Raw genomic sequence first — 18904 nt, 5'->3', positions numbered from 1 at the left:
CGGCGTTGGTCATCGTGATACCGTCGCCGCCGACAGGTGCGGTCTGATTGAATATCACCAGGTCAATCGTCGCCGTTCCGGCCACGTCGTCCCGCCCTGTGTAGGAAATCTCGCGCACGATGATATTGCCGCCGTCAAACCCTACCGACACATTCGGGTTATCCCATTTACCGAAAGGAATACCGCTCACCGGAAGCGCAGCACTGCCGTTAACCGTAATGCGTCCGGACCAGGCGCAGGTCATCAGCGCGGCCTGATTAGATATGGCAGTGAAGTCAGTCGAGTTTGAAACCAGTAATCCTTCGTTATAAGTCGCCGCAGGCAGCAGCTCCATGACGTAGCCAGACCAGTCAGGGACAAGACTTTTTCCACCGATGGTCTCAGCCCCTATAATGACCCCTGAGTCACCGTTTCGGGTGACGCTGGTCATAATGGCCACATCAAATTCAGCAAAGGAATAGATGTAAATAGGGTTAGTTGGCACAACAATAGCCTGTGAGCCAGGAACGAGTGGCGTATTGACAGGGTACTGCATGAACTGAGATGACCAGCCCGAGAACGATATGCAAAAACTCGGGGCACGAAGCCCCGCAGTAATCGCCATCACCGGACGGCCATCGTTATAGTCGATTAATATCCCTTCCGGCATTATGACCACCTCCCGACGACAACCCGACCACCGCCAGATAAATTGACGGTCAGGCCATTCCCGTTGATGACAACAGTGTTATTAACGCCGTTAAATGCAAACTCACCACTATCGGCATATAACTTTCCATGGAATTCCGGGCTGGCATTCTTGGGTAAGTTCCAGCCTCTTACGCCGGGAATGAAATTCGACGATTGCAGAGAATCGGTAATTTTACCAAAATCAATGGACGCTTCCTGGATGAGCACACTGCGAATAAATACCTGCCCGTTATAGACAAAGAATGCAGCCTGCCAGTTACCTGGATTGTTACCGGAGTAAATACCGAACTGATCGGCGGCAAATACAACCGTAGATTTATAGCTGTTTCCATCAGGTTCGATGGACATACCGAAACCCGTGTTGTATTTAACACCATTTCTTACGATACCCATGTTCAGCGTGTAGGAGGCTTTGGCTGTTCCGTCGCTATTCACCACCGCAGTCATTTTCTGGTTTACAGCAGAGGTCAGACTGCCATCAGGTCCTATTTGAGCCTGGACATAAGTGGATAAGTCAGCGAGCCCCTGCTCAGCAGTAGCCACCGTGGTTTTTACGACCAGAATATCAGCGCGTACCTCACCATATTGTTGATACTGATGCTCAACGGTGCCATGGTTCGCCAGTGCATTTTCCATAATGCCTTCCAGATTTGTATCAACTCCGTTTTTAATATTCTGGAATGCATCAGAGTTCTGAATCTGGTCATCAATGATGTCAATCAGCCCGCCAGTGTCCATAGAACACAACGCCGGAACTTCAATAAAACCGGATGCACCAAAGGCGTTAACCGTTCTGATGTACCAGTAATAGGTATGTCCAACCTGTAGCTGATTGCTTGTCCAGGTCGTTCCCATCCCCTCGCGGCTGGCATTCCCTTCCACCGTGGCTGTTGAGGTATTGGGCAGTTTCGTTTCGCCTGACGTCCAGAAATCGAACTGTGTGGAAACATTAGTGATCGCCGCCAGACGCGGGATCAGCGTGACGGCAAAGAATCCCTGCTCAATATCAACATGGGAAGGTGCTGGCGGGGCTTCAATGCTGAATTCCAGATACCCTTCTGGCGACTCTGCCCCCATCTGGTTTACAGCAATAACGTGTGCTGTGTAGGTATTTTTCGGTAACCCGGTAAGACGCGTGAACGTACCCGGAGCCTGGACGGACATCACCATCTGACCATTGCGGCGAATGACCACTTTGTTGTAGACCACCTGACCGATGTTTTGCCAAGACAGAATGCCCTGTACTACCTGTCCGATTTCCTCCACGGTGTATTTCAGATTCTGCGGTTGTGCCACACCGCCTGATGGCAACTGAGTAAACGGAGGTCGCTCGATCGGTTTACCAACAGCATCACCCCAGACATCTGCTGTTTCCTGCTTCAGCGTCAGTTGCACACCGTTCTGCACGCCAAATTTCCAGTCCGTTACCCGCATCTCAACATTCACGATACCGATAGACGGGAAATTCACCTTCACATACATTCCCGGGCGATAACGATACCCGCTCAGGTTTAACGTAACGTTCATGGTTCTGGCGATGCGGGTGCGCTTTAACTTCACGTCTGCCAGACGCTGGGCCTGAAATTCAGAGGTCACAAATCGCAGCTTCATATCCTGCGATATTTCCACGCCGTCTTCCGTCACCCATTCACTGACAGACACAGAAGGGAAATCCGCTTCGGTATAGCCCTGCTGCGGATCGACAAATGTCCCCTTGATAGTGTTAACACGTTCCGCCTGAGAGACTTCCGGCATGATTTCGATATCACCGGCCAGCTGGCTCTCAGTGATCACCTCTGTCGCAGGACCATAATAAGCCCCGACCAGAAGGCCATGTTTGCCCGCGGTGTACGTTACATCCCCGGCGCATGCCGCCAGCATTCCCTCCAGAATACTGACTTTGTTTTCACTGAGATCGAACTCACCGTTGATGGTATAGCGCTTCTCAACGGTATTACTGCCAGTAATCACATCCTCATCACAGATATTCGCCGCTTCCTTAAACTGGTCCCAGAGAATATCGGTATCGGGTACTTTCAGGTAATTGCGGTAATAGTCCAGGATAACCAGCGCAGCGTTATTGCTGTAACCCGTCAACCCGGTACGCGGGTCATAAATAGCCCGCCCCTGCTTTTCGACCTTGATATTAGGGATACCTGCCGGGAATTTTTCTGCACTGAATTTGAGGGATACACGCAGCCAGGTGATCCCCTTTCCGATCATGTCTTCTTTCCATGACGGACAGTTTGCCAGCATGTACGGATCTACGGTCTGGCGATTGATATGCAGTTCAAAAGACGCATTCTCCGGAAAACTACTGATCGGCTCATCACCAAGCCAGACAGTCTGCACACCGGATAATGGATGCCCTGCAAGGGCTATGGCCAGATGCAGCATTTCGCCATCATCCTGTTCGCCAGCCTGCTCTTCGGAAAAGAACAGAGTGCCAGCAGATGTGGAACGACCATAAACAACGGTTTTGGCACTGGCCGCTGCGCGCAGAACCTGTTTGCGTTCAGACGTATCACGGTAGGAATTCAGTGATGGAGTCTTGGTCAGCGCCTGAGTGGCAATCTGTGCGGCAACGGTGATAACCATCGCAATGGCATACATTTCATTTGCCGCTGCCACACCTGCGGCAATGGTGGCAACAATAGGAACAGCAGCAGGCATTAACGTACCCTCCAGACACTCAACGGTTTAACCCGCAGACTGACAAGACCAGTTTCGCCAGGCACCCACACAACGCCGGAATACACCACCCCGGCACACCGCGCCCCGGCATTTTCAACAACGGCAATATCCCCGCGCTGCGCCAGATTCACTGGCACTTCATCGAGATACCGGGACAGCACCTTTTCAAGCGAACCGCCTCCTCGCAATATCGCCTTTTTCGCCCCATGCTCACTGTCGTAGGTTCCGCGCCAGCCTGCCGCAAAATCCTCGCCGCACATGGCCTGAGCACAGTCCGCCGCGAACAGGCAGCAGTCATGACTGCCCCATAAAAAAGGCCGCTTTTCAGCGGCCCTTATTACGGTAATTAATCTGTTATGCCAGTCCGGATGCTTCATGCTTCCTCACTTATAGGTAAATCCTGGTGCATCTTTTTTACTGCCCCAGTAAATCGAACGTTCAGACATCTGCGCCACATACCGGAATATGCGGTCGCCGGGATAAGCAGCCTGCTGCGATTCATCGGTATAGCGATCGGGGAAAGGACGCTGCCAGTCTTCAAAAATATTACTGATGGTGTACTGCAGGGCGTTCGTCCCGCCAGCGGTAGCTCCCGTACTGGATACCCGCCCTTTAAACAGGAGATCGGCAACCTGGACAACACCGTTATCATCCATGGCCACCAGATAGATTTCGGCATTTCTGCCCACGCATCGCTCATTAAGCGTGGTAGCAAAGAGGGCCATATCCAGACCTGAGAGGGTCATTTTGACCTGCGTGGGGCTTGTCGTGCTGGTTTCACTGGCATCATCAACAGAACCCATGCGCCCCATGCCGTAATAGACATAACCCCCAAGAACCAGTGTCCCGGTACCGGAATGTACATAGACGGTACCGGATTCAAACTGAATATTGGCGGCGATCGCGACCGTCACCCTGTCGCGGGATAACCAGTCCACCATCGAATCCGAAAAGGGGGAATACAGCATTAAAATGCCTCCTCAAGCTCCAGTGTATAACTGGTAAAAACACCCGGCACACGGTTACCGGCTCCCTGCTGGTTATCCTTCAGTTTGAAAATGCCGTAGGGTTTCGCGATTTCAATGACTGCATTAGCAGGCGGAGAACCACGCAACATCGGCGCAAATACAATCATTGCGGTCCCGTTCGCAGCGCTCGTCACGTCGGCCGTAACCATCTTCAGCTCGTCATTAACAGTGAAATAATCGCCCTGTCTGAGCACCACTGTTCCCGGCGTCCAGCCCTTACTCTGGATCTGGGTTCCGGTCTGGTTAGCGCCATCAACAACGGGCACGCCCGCTGGCGTTCTGCCACTTCGCCCCCAGTCACGAACTTTTACCCTGCCATACTCACCGTCAAGCGAAGCCACCAGAGCATCTATACGTCTGGATTTTTCATCTGTCAGGTTATTAAAGGTCAGGGAACAGACCCAGCGGGTACCGGGAAAGCGTGCTGTCTGCGATGAGCCATTGAAGGGGGAACGAAAGGTTTTGGTATTACTTTCTGGTCGCCAGGTCAGCGACGCGGGACAGACATCTTCCGGCCATTCGAGTACAGCCATAGATTCTCCTGCATTATTCTGCGCCCAGCGGCGCTACTGATCATTTGTCAGGATGTTACTGATTTACATACCTGGTTATGGTTGTTACTCAGCCCGTCAGTGGTGGGACACTGACGCACTCAGATTAAGGAGGGATAGCTGATTACCTCTGGATAAGGAAATAAAATGAAGTTTTACCTGTCTAAAGTGCAACTGCTACACATTGGAATGCCAGGTGATTACGAACCAGAAGCCGGGGATCCAAATGTCAGATTTACCGTTTATGGTGAGCACGGAGAAAGCATCACCAATCATATATACATTAAGGATGCGAAGAGTCGCACTCTCGTGGATCTTGAAAAAGAAGTTAATCAGTACCTCAATGGATTATATTCCGCCTCAGTCAAGTAATCGGCGTAGTGGTCCACGAGAAATAAAGTCTTGATGTATTTGTTTCATAGCCGCCTCCGCACCAGCAGTAGCGGCTTTCTCCATTGCCTGGCGTAATTTATCTGATTCGCTTACAGGGGAACTAAAACAGTTAATAACAATAACCCCTCCCCCTTTAAGATGAACAGTAATACCGCCATCTGCTAATGTAACTTTGTCGCCCCGCTCCTGAAGTCCATTATCATTAACTTTCAGTTGCTGTCGAACAGAAGCACTGAGTTCATCAATCGCGCAGTTAATCTCATTATTGGCCTGGCGCATATGCAAAAGCGACTTTTCCAGCGCTTCAACACTTTGTTCTAAAGTCATAACTTTCTCCCGCCTTTCGGCTGATTAAATTAAGAATGCAGGCCATTACACGCCTAACAAACGACGTGCCTGCCCTCGATTGGAAAAGTCCTGCAAGATATCTTGCCGCGCCTGTTTAGCGCCGTCATTGGCCCCTTGACGGGCGGCTTCCTGCATAGCCTGCTTCAGTGCAGCGTCTCCGTTACCGGATATGTTGAAGTGCTGATGAATAATCGTATCGCCACCGCCTGACGTGGAACCCGGATTGCCAACCATGCGAACCCCCAGCGAACCATCAGCTGATCGTGTCAGTGGCATAATCGCTTCTGGCCCCGCTTCCCCCATAAGCCCAGCGCCTTTTGCAAAAGCAAAATATGTAGGCGTGCTGACAATGCTGTTGCTGTAAGCGCTCAGACCTTCAGAGGCATATGCACCACCTTTTGCATTCAGCTTTATGCCAGATGCGGCAGAGTTATAAGCGCCAGAAGGAGTGCTGCCAGATGCAGCGCCAGCCCCCGCCCCAAACATACCGCCGATCGAACTGAAAAAACCGCTGTTACTGGCTGAGCGCAAAGAATCCACCAGCATCGCATTGAGGATAATTTTCTGCATAGACTGGAGCACAGAACTGGCCCAGTCTTCCCAGTCAACCTTATTACCGGCCAGTGCATCAGAAATGTTACCCACCAGCCCGGACATTGCGTTATTCACCAGGTCAGCAGACTGAGATGCATAATCAGAAGCAGTGTCAGCCCAGTTTGCAAAACCTTCACGCATACCCGTTGTCCAGTCACTGCGCTGAGCGTCAGAGGCTGAGTAGTAAGCTTCCTGATCTCGTAACCGTTCATCGAGATAACGTTTATTCAGAGCCAGCCCCTCCTGATAAAACGTTTCGTCAATTTCACCAGCCTGGCGTTGGCGTAACAGGGCTGTATTCTTCTCTTCAAACTCTTTGCGGATATTGAACTGTTCCCGCATTCGCTCTCGGAAACGGGTGCCTTGACCATAACCAAGTAACTCCGCATCATTAGCGGCGCGTGAACTGGCGTTGCTATCAGCTAAGTTTGCCTCGTAATTACGCAATTGTTCACGTAGTTTAACCTGATCAATAAGTGCAGCATTGCGCATTAATTCGGCTTTTTGCGACTGACTTAATGTCGAGAGTTCCCCCTGACTAACCTGATATTTAACTTTCGCTAATTCAGTATTTTGGCTTTCAAGCGCGATCTGCTCTTTTTGCTGCTTAATTAAACGGTCATAGGTATCTACCGCCTTTTCTGCATCGCTCTTTGGTCCTTTCTTTTGCGGTTTATTAGTCTGATTATTCCGCCACTCTTCTAAGCCATTGTTAATTAACTCCTGACGGCTGGTCTGGTAACGAGGGTCATTAGAAGCGAAGCCAAGATCATCAGCAGAATAACTTAATCGTAAGCGTTCTCTCTCCTCACCTTTACGGCGAGATAATTCAAGTTCACGCCTACTTTTTTCAATCGCATCCACCTGTTTAGTATTAAGGTCAGCCTGAGGTGACCTTAACGGAGAGTTAACCAGTCCCTGACGAGACATAAGCAGTGAATTTCCCAACCCTAGCAGACGGTTAAACTCTGTATGCTGGCCGTTCATAATTAATAATGACTGATAGGCTGAATTCTGTTCTGCTGCCTGCTGACGTATAAGCGCAATGCGACGATGCTCTACCCCCTCAAGAACCTCCTGAATAGACTGCGATTTAGCCTGCATCTGTGCTAGGCGTTCTTGCTCAATAGCTAAAGCATTAGTGGCATCAGAAAGACCTCGTGTAGCATCATCTATGCTCTTAAGATGGTTAACCATGTAACCTGCAACTGTAGGACCAGGGTTGGCCAACATGTGCTGGTAACCGGAAATTTCTTCCCGTAACTGCCTAACTTTTTTTGCCTGCTCATCAATAAGCCGGTTTTGCTCGTCTAATGCCTGCCTGGTCTTGGCTTCATTATCTGAAGCCTCAGGTAATGACATGGTTTTTGTTTTAGAGCGTATCTGATCAATAGTATTTGCATAGTCTTGTGCGGATCGGCGAGCTTGCTCCTGATTCTGATACATGGTGTACCATGCACCAGCTCCCAGCATAACCAAACCAGGAATCCCGCCAACCAACCCAAGAGCGCCCCCCATCAACCGAGAGCCTAATGATGTCACATTATTTAGGGCTTCCTGCGCTGCGGTCCTTGCCGAAATATTTCTGGTTAATGATGCTTGAGCATCAGATAACCTTTTCTCCGCTGCTGCCTGAGCATCAGTTCCCCTGGTAGCAATTAAAGCTTGTTGTGCCCGATACACAGCTGCACGAGCGCGAGCCGTGGATATTTGAGTACCTCTAACTTGCGCTTCAGCAAGCGCAATCTCACTCTTTGCTGCATTTAATAACCCTGATGTTGCTGAAAACGCTCCGGATGCCATGTCTCCAAACCATCGCGCTGCGCCAACAGCAACAAGAACACCTGCGGCAGTTGCAACTTCATCAATATTATCTGCAATCCCATTTAATGCGCCTGTCAATGTCCGGCTAACACCACTTGCTTCATTTGCGCCGCCAACCCATGCCATAAAAGCGTTTTCAATTTTTGTTGTTGCCGCAGATACAGTCTGCGGCATTGCGTTGTATTCTTCACGAAGTGATCCGAGCTGGCTGATTAATGCCGGAACAACCTTGTCAGCAGTAAGTTGACCTGCATCAGCCATTGCTTTTAAGTCTTTTCTAGCGACCCCCATCCCAGAGGCAAGAGCCCTGATAACACGATCGCCATTCTCATTAACTGAGTTAAATTCCTCACCACGTAAAACCCCCTGAGATAGTGCCTGGCTGAATTGGGTAATAACAGAACTCGCCTCTGCTGTGCTTGCGCCAGAAAGCTTCAATCCGGTAGAAATAGCCTCAGTAACATTTAATACTTCTTCGGAGCTATAGCCGAATTCACGCATTGATGCAGCTGAGCGAGCAAACAGGTTTGCGTTATCTGAAAATGCGGTTCCTGTTCGCTGGCTAATATCCATCAGAGAGCGTTGTGACTGGCTGAAGTCATCAGTTGATTGAGAGGCCTGTTTCAATCGTGCATTAACCGAACTCCATTCATCCGCAAGGGATATCAGGTGCCCGGTGGCGTATGCACCAGCGAAAGCACCAGCAAGCCCCATCGCAGAGGATTTTGCAGAATTAAGTTGGTTCGTTACTTCTGCCAGAGCTCTCTGCGTCTCTCTTGATGCAGCGGCCGCCTGACGACCACCATTCTGCATGGTTTTGTAATAATCCTGCCCCATACGTGAAGCGCGAGAAATTTCTGTCTGGAAAGATTGTGAATTTGCGGATACTTTAATAATCAGTTCTCGCAAGGTAGCCATTATTCATTCTCCAGAAACAAAAAAACCGCCGAAGCGGTTTGTATTATTATTTTTCCCAGACTTTTCGTCGGGCTTCCTCAAGATATTCTTCATCGGTTTTTGTGGGATGATCACTTGATAACAAATCACTACCACAATGCTTGCATTTGATGGCTTCTTTTTTTATTAATTCAGCACAGAACGGGCATTTTTTCATACCATCAAATTCCAGCTTCTCTTTTTCTTCAAACTGTACATCTTTTTTAATAACTAAAGAGTGAACTAAGGCAACAATGAATAACAGAGCCCCATAAATCCACCACCCCAAAAAAGAGCGCCCCTTGCTACTTGCAATCAATGCAGGTATTAGACCAATAACAATTGAAATAAGTAAGATTTCCATGACCTTCCCCTAAACATCATCAATGAGGTAAATCCTATTATCTTACTGAATGAATGTCACTGAGTTGCTGCTGTTAATGCAGCCTCAAGCCCTGCAAACGGGTCCTTCGGTGCTGATTGTTCATCACCGCCCCAGCGCAGGATCGCATCGTCCAGCGGTACTTTCGCCCCTTGTGAGCCGTAGATAGCAGAGACGATCTGAGCTGCCTGAATATCACCACGAATATCGCCGATGGGGCTTTGTCTGTCGAATTCAATCCACATCAGAAGCTCACTTGCCGTCATGGTCTGCCGAAGCTCTGAGAGCGTGCGCCCCATGCGGAGCGCAAGCGCCATCAGAAACTTTACGCCGGGGGTTGCGACTTTTCCCGCGCTTCGTCCGCGCTGTTGATGAGGTCAAGCGCCTGTTTGAGAAGGCGTGAGTGAACGGGCCCGTAAATTTCACGAACCTGGTCTTCTTCATCGACGCTGAATACCGGTTGCTTGTTGGTATCGCAAAGGACATCAATGAACAGCACCACATCAGCACAAAGATTACGGTGTGCTTTTTCTGATACAGACACCTCGCCTTCTTCATCTGCGCCAGATTTTGCAATTTCCTGCCAGCGTAGCCAACCTTCGCCAGAAGGTTCCCGTAGAACAACCTTCACACCACCCCATTCAGGGACCGTAATGATTTTATGACGAAAGCCTGACATTTTAGCCAGCGCCAGTTCTTTAAGACTCTTTGCCATTTTTTATCCCTGATTAAAGAAGATGAATTACGCTACCGTTACGACGCAGGTTGCTGAGGTGACTTTTCCAGCAGGTGTGGAGGCATCGGTAACTTCACAAACGTAATCACCGGCATCACCTGCAGCAGCGCTTGCCTTGTTGAACGTTGCTGTCGTCTGTCCACTAACCGCGCTGCCGCCTTTCTTCCAGACGTAGGAATAAGGTGCCGTTCCCCCGGCAGCTACGACCGTCAGTGACAAAGCCGCACCAGAGGTAACAGATTTGGTGTCAGGCAGGTCGGTGGTCAGGCGCAGCGCGTTATCAATTTTCGTCGGCTTACCTTTCAGGCGTAACGAGAACGTTGCAGCCACCACGCTGTTTGTCCCTGAAGACCAGGTGTGCTGACGAACTTCAGACAGGAACTGGAAGCCAATACCAGACGGGAAGACAATCCGAAAACCATATGTGGTGTCGTTATCGTAAGCTTCACGCAGCGCATCCTGTGCCGGGTTAACATAGAAGTTACCGGACATAGAGATTTCTGACTGAGCGCCAAGGCCGTTAATGTTTTCCTGCTCGGTTGAGCACAGAGTTGTAACATCAATGTCCTGCTTCTGGCCGCCAGTAAACTGGACCTCTTTGATAGTACAGTGCAAATCCAGCCAGGTTGCGGCACCAATCGTGTCCAGTGTCGCTGGCGCAGAGGTGATCTGAATTTTCGTACCTTGCGATTTTTCATACAGTGAGGACATATTTGTCTCCTGAAAATAGAAAACCCGCCGTAGCGGGTCTGTGAGTTAATAGATGTGTCAGACAGTGACCTGAAATTCCAGCGTCGCCCGGTAATACCGGTTCTCTGGTTCATAATTAGGGGTTTTGCTTATATTGGTGGGATTGAGTGGCTTAACCACCTGAAGCGCCATATCACGAAGATTCCGCGCCTCTTTGAGAGTCAGTGAGTAAACATCCACCTGGACCGATATCCCTGATTCGGCCTGCCCACAAAGAACATCAGCGGTCACATCAGAAATAAGTGAAAAAATAACCCATGGCGGTGATATCGAGGGCTGGCCATCACTACCCAGCGGCGCAACGTAAGGATAAACTTGTCCACCGGCCAGAGGCTTCAGCAAAAGATAAAGGTCATCTTCCGTCATTTACTAAGCACCTCATCAATGGCCTGGTTCATGCGTTTCATAGCAACCTGCGTCGCCAGTTCTTCGCGGGTATCAAACGCAGGACGGACAAAAGGATGTGGGGGCATATTCACTGTGCCCATTTCGACAAATCGCCAGTAAAACGCGTTACGTCGATCGGAGGCTTTCATTGAATTATCGCTGTTACCCGTTCGCATGTTTCGACCACGAATATGAACACCGGATGAAATATCACCGCGTTTACGTGATCGCTGCGTCAGCACCACAACGTTTTTCTTCAGCTTGCCGGTTCGTTCAGGCGCTCTTGCTATCACCTCGTCTTTCAGAACCTCAGCACCAGCTCGCGTGGCATCACGCAGGACTTTGTTGTTTTCGGCTCTGCTCAGTAACTCCAGATCGCGGGAAATCGCTTCAAGACCAGAAAAATTCAGACTGATATCAATCATTTTTCCGCTCCATTTTTACAGAGTATTTCCAGCCTGGTGGCTTTACTGTCGGGTATGGGAGGACCAATGATATTCAGTACCGCGCCTTTGAATGGCCCTGTCAGCACCTTTAATCTTGATGCAGCAGTCACATCACGCCGGAAACGGACCCACACCCGGATCGTTGCCTGCGCCGTTTCCGCACCCGATTGCAACTGCTCCCTGCCACTGATACCCAACACTTCCGCCCATATGGTCTTTCCCTCCTGCCACTCTTCAATCAGTTGCCCCGTTGTATCACGCACAGCAACATAGTTCAGGATAGTAACGCGATGGCGTAATCGACCTGCCTGCATACTCCCTCCTACGTTCCCGGTCTTTTGCGGTGCTGTTTGAGAATCGCCTCAACACCGAATGGAATAGTATTGACGCTGTCGTGACTTACTGGCTCTCTGTTCTCATACCAGTGCGATACCAGCAACATCAGGGCCAGCTTGACATCGTCATCAATTACCAGTCCATCCGGGTCATCTTCCGGAACAGCGTCATCATAAAGATGGCGATTAACAATTTTTTCGGCATGTTTCAGAGAGGCGTTAAGGTACAGTTCCAGCATTACATCTTCGGCATCGTCATCACTGTCGATGCGGCATTGGTAGCGAAGCTCTTGTATGGATGGCTTCATTTGGTTTTCCCGCGTTTTGTTACCGCTGGCTCTGGATCTGACTCTGCAGCGACATGAACATCGCCACCACCAAATTTAATAATGCCAAGTTCGGCAGCAATTTCCTCAGCGCGGGCAGGTAGCTCACCGTCCGAATACACCCCTGCGGGAATGGATTCGACAATACAACCATCTGGGGACCACTTAAGTTCACGCAATAATTCAGGCATAAATCACCTCGAAAAATCGGGGCCGAAGCCCCAGAGAATTAAGCGCCAGTGCCGATCTGCAGCAGTTTAATGGCCTGAGAATCCACCAGCATTCCCCCGGTTCGTTTGGTGGTGTAGAAACCAACGAATGGTTTTTTGGTGTAGGGATCACGAAGAATGCGGGTGCCGATGCGGTCAACAATGGTGTAACCACGCTTGAAATTGCCAAATGCAATTGCTTTAGCATCAGCCGCGATATCCGGCATCTGTTCGTTCTCTGCCACACCGTACCCGGCCAGAGAGGAAGGCTGACCCAGTTCCAGGCCAGGACGCCACAGGTAGTTGCCTTCTGAATCTTTCAGGATTCGGATAGCAAACAGACTGTTGTTGTTCATCATGAACTTAGCGCCATTACGATGCACTTTACGCAGCGTGTAGACCAGTTTGATGATCGCATCAGCCGTTACGCCTGCCGCAGCGCCAGAGAGAATGTGCTGGAGAGTACCAAATGCACGAGTCTTGTCCGGATCAAGCGTGGAAGCGTATGCCAGAAAACCTTTCGGCTTCTTCGTCCCGTTACCGCTGGTAAAGGCGATTTCTTCCTGCTCTGCAAACTCAATTGCCAGTTCGCTGTTGATCCAGTCTTCGACATTGAAAAAGGCATCATCCAGCATGGTTTGAGTCGCCTGCGGGTTACCGTAAATTTCTCCCATGAACGGCTCAATCTGACCGAGTTTAGACGCATCGGTTTCCGGGCGGGCATCAGTTTCACCAACCCAGCCGGAAGCCGTACCGCCGAGGTTAACCAGTTTTTTATAGTTAGCACCGCCGACTGTGATGGTTGTCGCCTCCTGGCGCATCACCACTTCATCTTTCAGAAGATTAAGGATCGTGCGATCCAGCTCTTCCGGCACGGCATAGCCACCATCTTCATCCACACCGACCTGCAGAGCTTTGCGTTCAAGTTCGCGCAGCCCGTCATCTTTACCCTTACGCATAAAGCCAATGAAAGCGGTTTTATGTTCGCTTGCGGCTTTGCTCTGAGGACCACCAGCTGGACGTTTAACCTGCTTCAGTTCCTCTTCCAGCGCAGATTTAAGCTCATCCAGTTCAGACAACTTGCCGTTTAAGGTTTCAACCTCCCCCGCCAGCTTGCCCTTTTCCTGTTCAACTGCTTCCAGGCGCTTATCGTTCTTTTCTTTGAACGCATCAAACTTCGCCTGCAGTTCCTGCGCGACCTGCTCTACGTCTTTAACGTCAACTGACATAATTAACTCCTGATTAAAATTTGATGTTTTTCAGTGCATCCAGTGCGGTACTCACTTCATCAACATCACGCTGTGAAAGTGAGCTATAACCCCCGGCCATGAATGCTTTAGCCTGGGTGCGTGAGAGCCCAACATCGCGCAGGACTCGTTCAATACTTTTTTGAGAAGGGATTTCTCCGCGGGAAAATGCGCTTTTGACATCACTTACACGCGCTTCATCGTTCGACGGAAACGTGACGAGACTGACTTCCCACAGGTCGATCTCTTTGAGAAGGAACACGCCCTTAACACGGTCGTATTCCCAGTCTTTCAGCATGTAACCAATAGAAAGGCCGGTTAAAGAACCGACCTTCATGTGGGCGTGTGCGCGTTTCGAAAGGGGGTCGTCGTCAATGAGTAGCCGGCCTTTAACATAAAGGCCAACCTCATCCTCTTTCATCTCAGTGTAAATACCGATGGGTTCATCCATACGGTGCTGCCAGAGTAATGCAGGGAGAGCATTCTTTTCTTTCCATGCCTGAAGGGAGGCCGAAAAAGCGCCTGGCACAACAACATCATCGTAGCTGTCCTTTACGCCAAAAACAGAGCCATAGCCTTCAAACTCCCCGCTGTCGCTGACAGACTTTAGCTGTAGCGGAATATCCAGCCGCTGTTTAGTCATCGGCATTATGTTGTTCCTCGGTTGTTTTGTTCTTGCTGCTGTCTGACGGCTTCGTCGTCATGTTCATTGGCGTAAGGTAAATATCTCCGCCTGCGCGTGGGTTAAGTTCTTCAAGTTCCCGGCAGTCATTTGGTGAGTAAATACCCCAGTTAATGCCTGTTGAATACGCCTCAAATCGCGACTTCATATCCCCGCGCAGCAATGCGCCGGCATTGAATTTTGCGTAGTACACACCCTGCTTTGATTCCTTCACCAGCCCGATGTTGATTCGCTGCTCAATGCGGGTCATATACGGAACGAGTGAATAATTGATAAACCCCATGCCGAGGTTTTCAATATTGTTAAACGTCGAGCGGTCAGTGTTCTGCACCATGTGCATCGGCACACGGAACAGGCGGCATATTTCCTCCAGCTGGAATTTCCTGGTCTCAAGGAACTGACTGTCTTCCGCATTGAGCGCCATCGACTTCCAGTCCAGTCCCATTTCGAGAATCATTGGTCGGTGCGCGTTGCTCAGCCCAAGGTGACGATCCTCAAAATCTTTTTTCAGCCTTGCGTAAGCAGCATCAGTGAGCGTTTGCTCAGTGCGGAGTACGCCGGAGGTAACCGCGCCATTTGAGAACAACCGCGCCCCATGTTCCTCTGTTGCCATTCCCAGAGATATTGCTTCTCTTGCATAGGCTATAGGGTTCAGCCCCACCAGCCCGTCAAAGGTAAGCGTTCTGACATGCCAGATATCATCCTGCCCAAGCACATCTGTTGAGCCATCGGGGAATGTTACCTGGTAAACCGGCTGCCACTGGCTGTTAAGCTTTGGTTCAACACACCCGGGGTCAATGGGAAGAAGCTCCACCACCTCGCCAAGCGCTTTAACTTTGTAGGCGTAAAAATTACCGCGAAGACAAAGACAGACAATGACCAGTTCCCAGAACTCCTGAGGGGTCATGTAATCATTTGGCTTCATCGTCAGTAATTTATGCAGCCTTTCGGAAGTCGCTTTTTGTTTACTGTTTCCGGTTATCTTGTACAGGTTACAGGGCAGCATGCCCATCGACTCAGCAAGAACCCTGATACAACCGAAAACTGCTGTAAGCCGCATGGCTTTCTGGCTGCTTACCCTTTTCCCTGTATAGGTGTCGTAAGTCATTCCCACTGCTTCAGCGAGTTCTGCCGGAGTAGTGACAGGGGCGTCACTTTTTTTGAACATTCCGGGGAAAAACATCAGTCAGTCCCTCCTCGCGATGTTTTCCCGGCCAGCGAAAGCGTGCGGGAAACCAGCCATGACCAGATAAGGCAAAGCATACCCGCACTGATTAAGCCTCCAGGCGGATAAATCATCCATACACCAAACGAAAGCAAAATAGCGCCCATCACCCCGATCAGTGGGGCGAGAATCATCAGGATCATAACTGCCTCTTTATAATGAACGGACGCCGTAACTTTCCAGATGGTCAGAGAGGCTGTCCTGTTGTTCGCCGCCGTTTACAAGCATGCGGCTCATTGCGGTAAACAAGGCGGCAGGCCCGTCTATTTTCGCTTCTGGCGTGGATTTGTTCGGAAAGATATTGTCGTTTTTGTCAGGCTTGACGGTGACGTTAGACATCATCCAGTTCATTACAGGGTGATTGCTGTGATGGAAGCGCCCGCCGTAAACCAGCGATTCAACCTCCTTCATTGACTCGGAAAAGTTTCTGACCGTTTGCGGAACTTCCACCAGCGGCACGCCCTCTTCTGCCAGAGCGAGGCTAAACTGCGTTGCGCTCCACGGGTCGAATCCGGTTTCCTTCAGGTTTTCGCCACTAATCCATTCCAGAAAATCAGCTTTAATCTGCGCATGATCGATAACATCACCATCGGTCAGTTCCAGCTTCCCAAGCTCAGCCCATTTGCGATACATCTGCGCCATTTGAGCGGAACATTTTTCCAGCCGCCCTTCGGGTAACCAGAATTTAAAGTCTGCGTGCGCATGACCGTTATCTGCTCGCCAGAGTTTTACTGCTGCGCAAATATCAATCTTGTGGGCCAGATCCACGCCAGCCCACATCGGGTAGGTTTTCAGCTCATGACGGGGGGCTATGAACTCACATTTTTCCCACTTAATCATATCCATCCAGGCTGACTCAGCGGTCACCCAGATATTCATGTGTTTGGTGAAAAAGTTAACCCTGGCGGAAACTTGTTCTTTGGCCTTCTTAGCCAGACGGCGAAGGTCATCCCAGCGCTTACAGATTCCGAGTCCGGGGTTAGCCTTTTGCCAGACCGTTTCATCAAACGGATCATCATCTTTATCCAGGGTGAAGATGATGGCGAAGAAGGTGTCATCCTTCACCGCGCCTTCCACTTCGCTGTTATAGCCACGCAGCACCTTAATGGCATAATCGCGCAGCTCGTAACAAATCCCTTCTTTGTTAAACCCGGCTGTCGTTATGCCAAACAGAAGAGACTGCAATCGTGCGCCGGTTGCAGTCTCCAGAACGTCCCAGACATCACGGGTTTTATGCGCATGAAGTTCGTCGACAATGCCACAATGGATATTGAGACCATCAAGATTGTTGGCATCAGAAGAAAGCGGTTCAAACTTGGATGCTGTCTGCTCCTGGTAGATCGCCAGTTTATTGAATTCAAACAGTCGCCCCAGTGTGGGTTTCGCTTTTTTAACCATATTTTTCGCATCTTCAAAAACGATGCGAGCCTGATCCCGCGTTGTCGCTGCGGAATAAACCTCTGCCCCGCCCTCACCATCGGCGCCTGCCATATAAAGACCAACGCCAGAGGATAATGTCGATTTAGCATTTTTACGGGCAACTTCGTTATATGCCGTGCGAAACCTGCGGACCATCACCGGACGACCGCTGCCATCATTACGCAGCACAACTTCGCCTGTTTCTTCATTTACCAGAGGTATAACAAAACCGAAGATGTTGATCAGAATGAAAACATGCCAGTCCATCAATTCAATCGGCTGGCCTGCCAGTGCACCTTTAACATGAGGCACGAATTTATAGAAATTGAGGATGTGCTGTGCGCGGGGCTCGCTGAAATAGATGCCACGTTCTTCACCGTGCTTCAGATCATCAAGAAATCGCTGACAGGAAAGACGGACAAATTCACAGGCAATAACCTCCCCGGCAACGACGCGTTCGGCGTAACGTATGCCATCAGTAACTTTTGCCATCAGTCCCTCGAATTTAGAAATTGACTTAACAGATCATCATCGTCTGGTTTGTCTTTACTGACCTTAGACCTGCTGGAAGGAGTCATACCAAACTCCGCTAACATCGCGCGAAGTCGCTTCCAGGCATCAGCTTTCATCATGGCTGCCGGATGCGGCTTGATCATGCGTATTTCACGTTCTTTCCCTTCATCAGCATCATCATCGCTGTACACCGCATAGGTATAACCTTCCCGATCCAGCGTTTCACAATGATGGCGGTATTCCGTATATGCCTCTACAAGCAACTCCAGAGCCCTGGCATCCAGCTGAGATATGACGCCAATGGCATCTAGTTCTTCGGCCATCCGCTTAAACCAGTACTTCCCCTGCTTGTCGAAATGCTTGGGAACTGGGGGGACCCCTTTAGGTGGCTGCGGCTCGTTTTTGTTGATCGGCCGTTTGGATGGGTTACCCCTCACCAAACGCAGATGGGTAGGGGTTTTCGGCGGTCCTGACATAATCGAAAACTCCTATTAATCATCGGCTGGGGGACCCCAAAAAAAGTTTTCTAACCTGCGGCGATGTGAAGAAAGGCTAGGCGGCGGTCCCTTGGGCCCCCGGCCACAGGGATTTGATCCCCCCCCCCCACTACAATGATAATGATTATCATTTAATGCGTTCGCGCCCTGTTTTCGAGCGGTGGCAGGGCCAGCACAGGCTTTCGAGGTTCGAATCATCATCGGTACCCCCATGTGCCTTAGCCTTGATATGGTCAACGGTTGTGGCCGCAACAGCGCGACCATTACGCAGGCAGTTCTGACACAGATGATTATCACGCATCAGGATGCGGGCACGTTTGATATCCCACTTACTGCCGTAGCCACGTTCATGGCGGCTCTTACCCTGCTGATGCTGCTGCCAGCCATCATTGCGATGTTGCTCGCAGTAGCCAGAGCGATCCGTTGTCGTACCAGGGCAACCGCGCTTGCGACATGCGCGAGGAATTAGCGCTGGCATGGTTCACCATTATGCAAATCAATAGAAATTTGGTTTTCAGCGTGGTTTTTATCAAGATTAAATACTGCTGTTACGGTGGGGAGTTCTCTACTCTGAGTATCTATAACCGTCGATACCTGGTTATCAAGAAGCTGTCCATTTACGGCAAGCCCATAACCCATGAAGCGCTCTCCGCGATATAGCTTAGCGATCTGAAACTTCATAACGATTTCCT

The 18904-nt window shown here is 50.1% G+C and carries 25 protein-coding genes; 1 reads left to right on the top strand and 24 read right to left on the bottom strand.

Annotated elements, in window-relative coordinates; translation table 11 throughout:
- The 5 genes from OGY18_RS26365 to OGY18_RS26345 form a co-directional block, all read right to left on the bottom strand.
- Positions 1-649: DUF6453 family protein (locus OGY18_RS26365; protein ID WP_286554919.1), on the bottom strand; the 649-nt coding region annotated here is incomplete at its 3' end.
- Positions 649-3363 (bottom strand): phage tail tip protein J-related protein, encoded by a 2715-nt coding sequence (locus tag OGY18_RS26360; RefSeq protein ID WP_200054556.1) that lies wholly within the window; start codon positions 3361-3363, stop codon positions 649-651. The genes OGY18_RS26365 and OGY18_RS26360, both read right to left, overlap by 1 nt.
- Positions 3363-3761, bottom strand: a complete 399-nt coding sequence (locus tag OGY18_RS26355; protein WP_200054555.1) for a DUF6950 family protein — start codon at positions 3759-3761, stop codon at positions 3363-3365. The genes OGY18_RS26360 and OGY18_RS26355 overlap by 1 nt, the downstream gene beginning before the upstream one ends.
- Before the next feature lie 6 nt (positions 3762-3767).
- Positions 3768-4352 carry a hypothetical protein gene (locus tag OGY18_RS26350; RefSeq protein WP_048217931.1) on the bottom strand — a complete coding sequence of 195 codons (585 nt, stop codon included), beginning with the start codon at positions 4350-4352 and terminating at the stop codon, positions 3768-3770.
- Positions 4352-4945 carry a hypothetical protein gene (locus OGY18_RS26345; protein WP_069325441.1) on the bottom strand — a complete coding sequence of 198 codons (594 nt, stop codon included), beginning with the start codon at positions 4943-4945 and terminating at the stop codon, positions 4352-4354. The genes OGY18_RS26350 and OGY18_RS26345 overlap by 1 nt, the downstream gene beginning before the upstream one ends.
- A 165-nt stretch (positions 4946-5110) precedes the next feature.
- Between OGY18_RS26345 and OGY18_RS26340 the strand changes: the two genes are divergently transcribed.
- Positions 5111-5335 (top strand): hypothetical protein, encoded by a 225-nt coding sequence (locus OGY18_RS26340; protein WP_003841703.1) that lies wholly within the window; start codon positions 5111-5113, stop codon positions 5333-5335.
- Here OGY18_RS26340 and OGY18_RS26335 read toward each other — a convergent pair.
- The 19 genes from OGY18_RS26335 to OGY18_RS26245 form a co-directional block, all read right to left on the bottom strand.
- Positions 5324-5683, bottom strand: coding sequence for a hypothetical protein (locus OGY18_RS26335; RefSeq protein ID WP_200054554.1), 360 nt, complete (start codon positions 5681-5683; stop codon positions 5324-5326). The two genes, OGY18_RS26340 and OGY18_RS26335, sit on opposite strands and share 12 nt — an antisense overlap.
- A gap of 45 nt (positions 5684-5728) precedes the next feature.
- Entirely contained in the window at positions 5729-9040 is a 3312-nt protein-coding gene (locus OGY18_RS26330) for a phage tail tape measure protein (protein ID WP_286554914.1), read from the bottom strand.
- 46 nt (positions 9041-9086) lie between these two features.
- Positions 9087-9422, bottom strand: a complete 336-nt coding sequence (locus tag OGY18_RS26325) for a zinc ribbon domain-containing protein (RefSeq protein WP_016150476.1) — start codon at positions 9420-9422, stop codon at positions 9087-9089.
- A 56-nt stretch (positions 9423-9478) separates the two neighbouring features.
- Complete coding sequence (locus OGY18_RS26320) at positions 9479-9757, bottom strand: phage tail assembly protein T (RefSeq protein ID WP_016150477.1); 279 nt, start codon at positions 9755-9757, stop codon at positions 9479-9481.
- Positions 9758-9765: 8 nt separating this feature from the next.
- Complete coding sequence (locus OGY18_RS26315) at positions 9766-10155, bottom strand: phage tail assembly chaperone (RefSeq protein WP_016150478.1); 390 nt, start codon at positions 10153-10155, stop codon at positions 9766-9768.
- A 27-nt stretch (positions 10156-10182) separates the two neighbouring features.
- Positions 10183-10887, bottom strand: coding sequence for a phage tail protein (locus OGY18_RS26310; protein ID WP_286470392.1), 705 nt, complete (start codon positions 10885-10887; stop codon positions 10183-10185).
- A gap of 57 nt (positions 10888-10944) precedes the next feature.
- A complete protein-coding gene (gp17, locus tag OGY18_RS26305) occupies positions 10945-11292 on the bottom strand; it encodes a tail completion protein gp17 (protein ID WP_085048943.1) in 348 nt (115 codons plus the stop codon).
- Entirely contained in the window at positions 11289-11738 is a 450-nt protein-coding gene (locus tag OGY18_RS26300) for an HK97-gp10 family putative phage morphogenesis protein (protein ID WP_286470391.1), read from the bottom strand. The genes gp17 and OGY18_RS26300 overlap by 4 nt, the downstream gene beginning before the upstream one ends.
- The gene (locus OGY18_RS26295) at positions 11735-12073 is read right to left on the bottom strand and encodes a phage head closure protein (RefSeq protein WP_016150482.1); all 339 of its coding nucleotides are present in this window, start codon (positions 12071-12073) and stop codon (positions 11735-11737) included. The genes OGY18_RS26300 and OGY18_RS26295 overlap by 4 nt, the downstream gene beginning before the upstream one ends.
- Before the next feature lie 8 nt (positions 12074-12081).
- Entirely contained in the window at positions 12082-12402 is a 321-nt protein-coding gene (locus OGY18_RS26290) for a head-tail connector protein (protein ID WP_016150483.1), read from the bottom strand.
- Positions 12399-12611 (bottom strand): hypothetical protein, encoded by a 213-nt coding sequence (locus tag OGY18_RS26285; protein ID WP_016150484.1) that lies wholly within the window; start codon positions 12609-12611, stop codon positions 12399-12401. The genes OGY18_RS26290 and OGY18_RS26285 overlap by 4 nt, the downstream gene beginning before the upstream one ends.
- Before the next feature lie 38 nt (positions 12612-12649).
- Positions 12650-13858, bottom strand: a complete 1209-nt coding sequence (locus OGY18_RS26280; protein ID WP_016150485.1) for a phage major capsid protein — start codon at positions 13856-13858, stop codon at positions 12650-12652.
- Positions 13859-13871: 13 nt separating this feature from the next.
- Complete coding sequence (locus OGY18_RS26275; protein WP_286470390.1) at positions 13872-14525, bottom strand: HK97 family phage prohead protease; 654 nt, start codon at positions 14523-14525, stop codon at positions 13872-13874.
- Positions 14512-15741 carry a phage portal protein gene (locus tag OGY18_RS26270; protein WP_016240220.1) on the bottom strand — a complete coding sequence of 410 codons (1230 nt, stop codon included), beginning with the start codon at positions 15739-15741 and terminating at the stop codon, positions 14512-14514. Before OGY18_RS26270 ends, OGY18_RS26275 begins: the two co-directional genes overlap by 14 nt.
- Positions 15741-15926, bottom strand: a complete 186-nt coding sequence (locus OGY18_RS26265; RefSeq protein WP_088731911.1) for a hypothetical protein — start codon at positions 15924-15926, stop codon at positions 15741-15743. The genes OGY18_RS26270 and OGY18_RS26265 overlap by 1 nt, the downstream gene beginning before the upstream one ends.
- Before the next feature lie 10 nt (positions 15927-15936).
- A complete protein-coding gene (locus tag OGY18_RS26260) occupies positions 15937-17694 on the bottom strand; it encodes a terminase large subunit (RefSeq protein WP_071698631.1) in 1758 nt (585 codons plus the stop codon).
- Entirely contained in the window at positions 17694-18191 is a 498-nt protein-coding gene (locus tag OGY18_RS26255; protein ID WP_003841734.1) for a phage terminase small subunit P27 family, read from the bottom strand. Before OGY18_RS26255 ends, OGY18_RS26260 begins: the two co-directional genes overlap by 1 nt.
- Positions 18192-18339: 148 nt before the next feature.
- Positions 18340-18690 carry an HNH endonuclease gene (locus OGY18_RS26250; protein ID WP_286554902.1) on the bottom strand — a complete coding sequence of 117 codons (351 nt, stop codon included), beginning with the start codon at positions 18688-18690 and terminating at the stop codon, positions 18340-18342.
- Complete coding sequence (locus tag OGY18_RS26245) at positions 18678-18893, bottom strand: hypothetical protein (protein ID WP_181625481.1); 216 nt, start codon at positions 18891-18893, stop codon at positions 18678-18680. The genes OGY18_RS26250 and OGY18_RS26245 overlap by 13 nt, the downstream gene beginning before the upstream one ends.
- Between the last annotated feature and the right edge of the window lie 11 nt (positions 18894-18904).

The organism is Citrobacter sp. Cpo142 (assembly GCF_030332425.1).
In the GTDB taxonomy this organism is placed as follows: Bacteria; Pseudomonadota; Gammaproteobacteria; order Enterobacterales; family Enterobacteriaceae; genus Citrobacter; species Citrobacter portucalensis.
The sequence above is the reverse complement of the archived record's forward strand: the minus strand, read 5'-3'. Positions and strand labels throughout refer to the sequence as shown.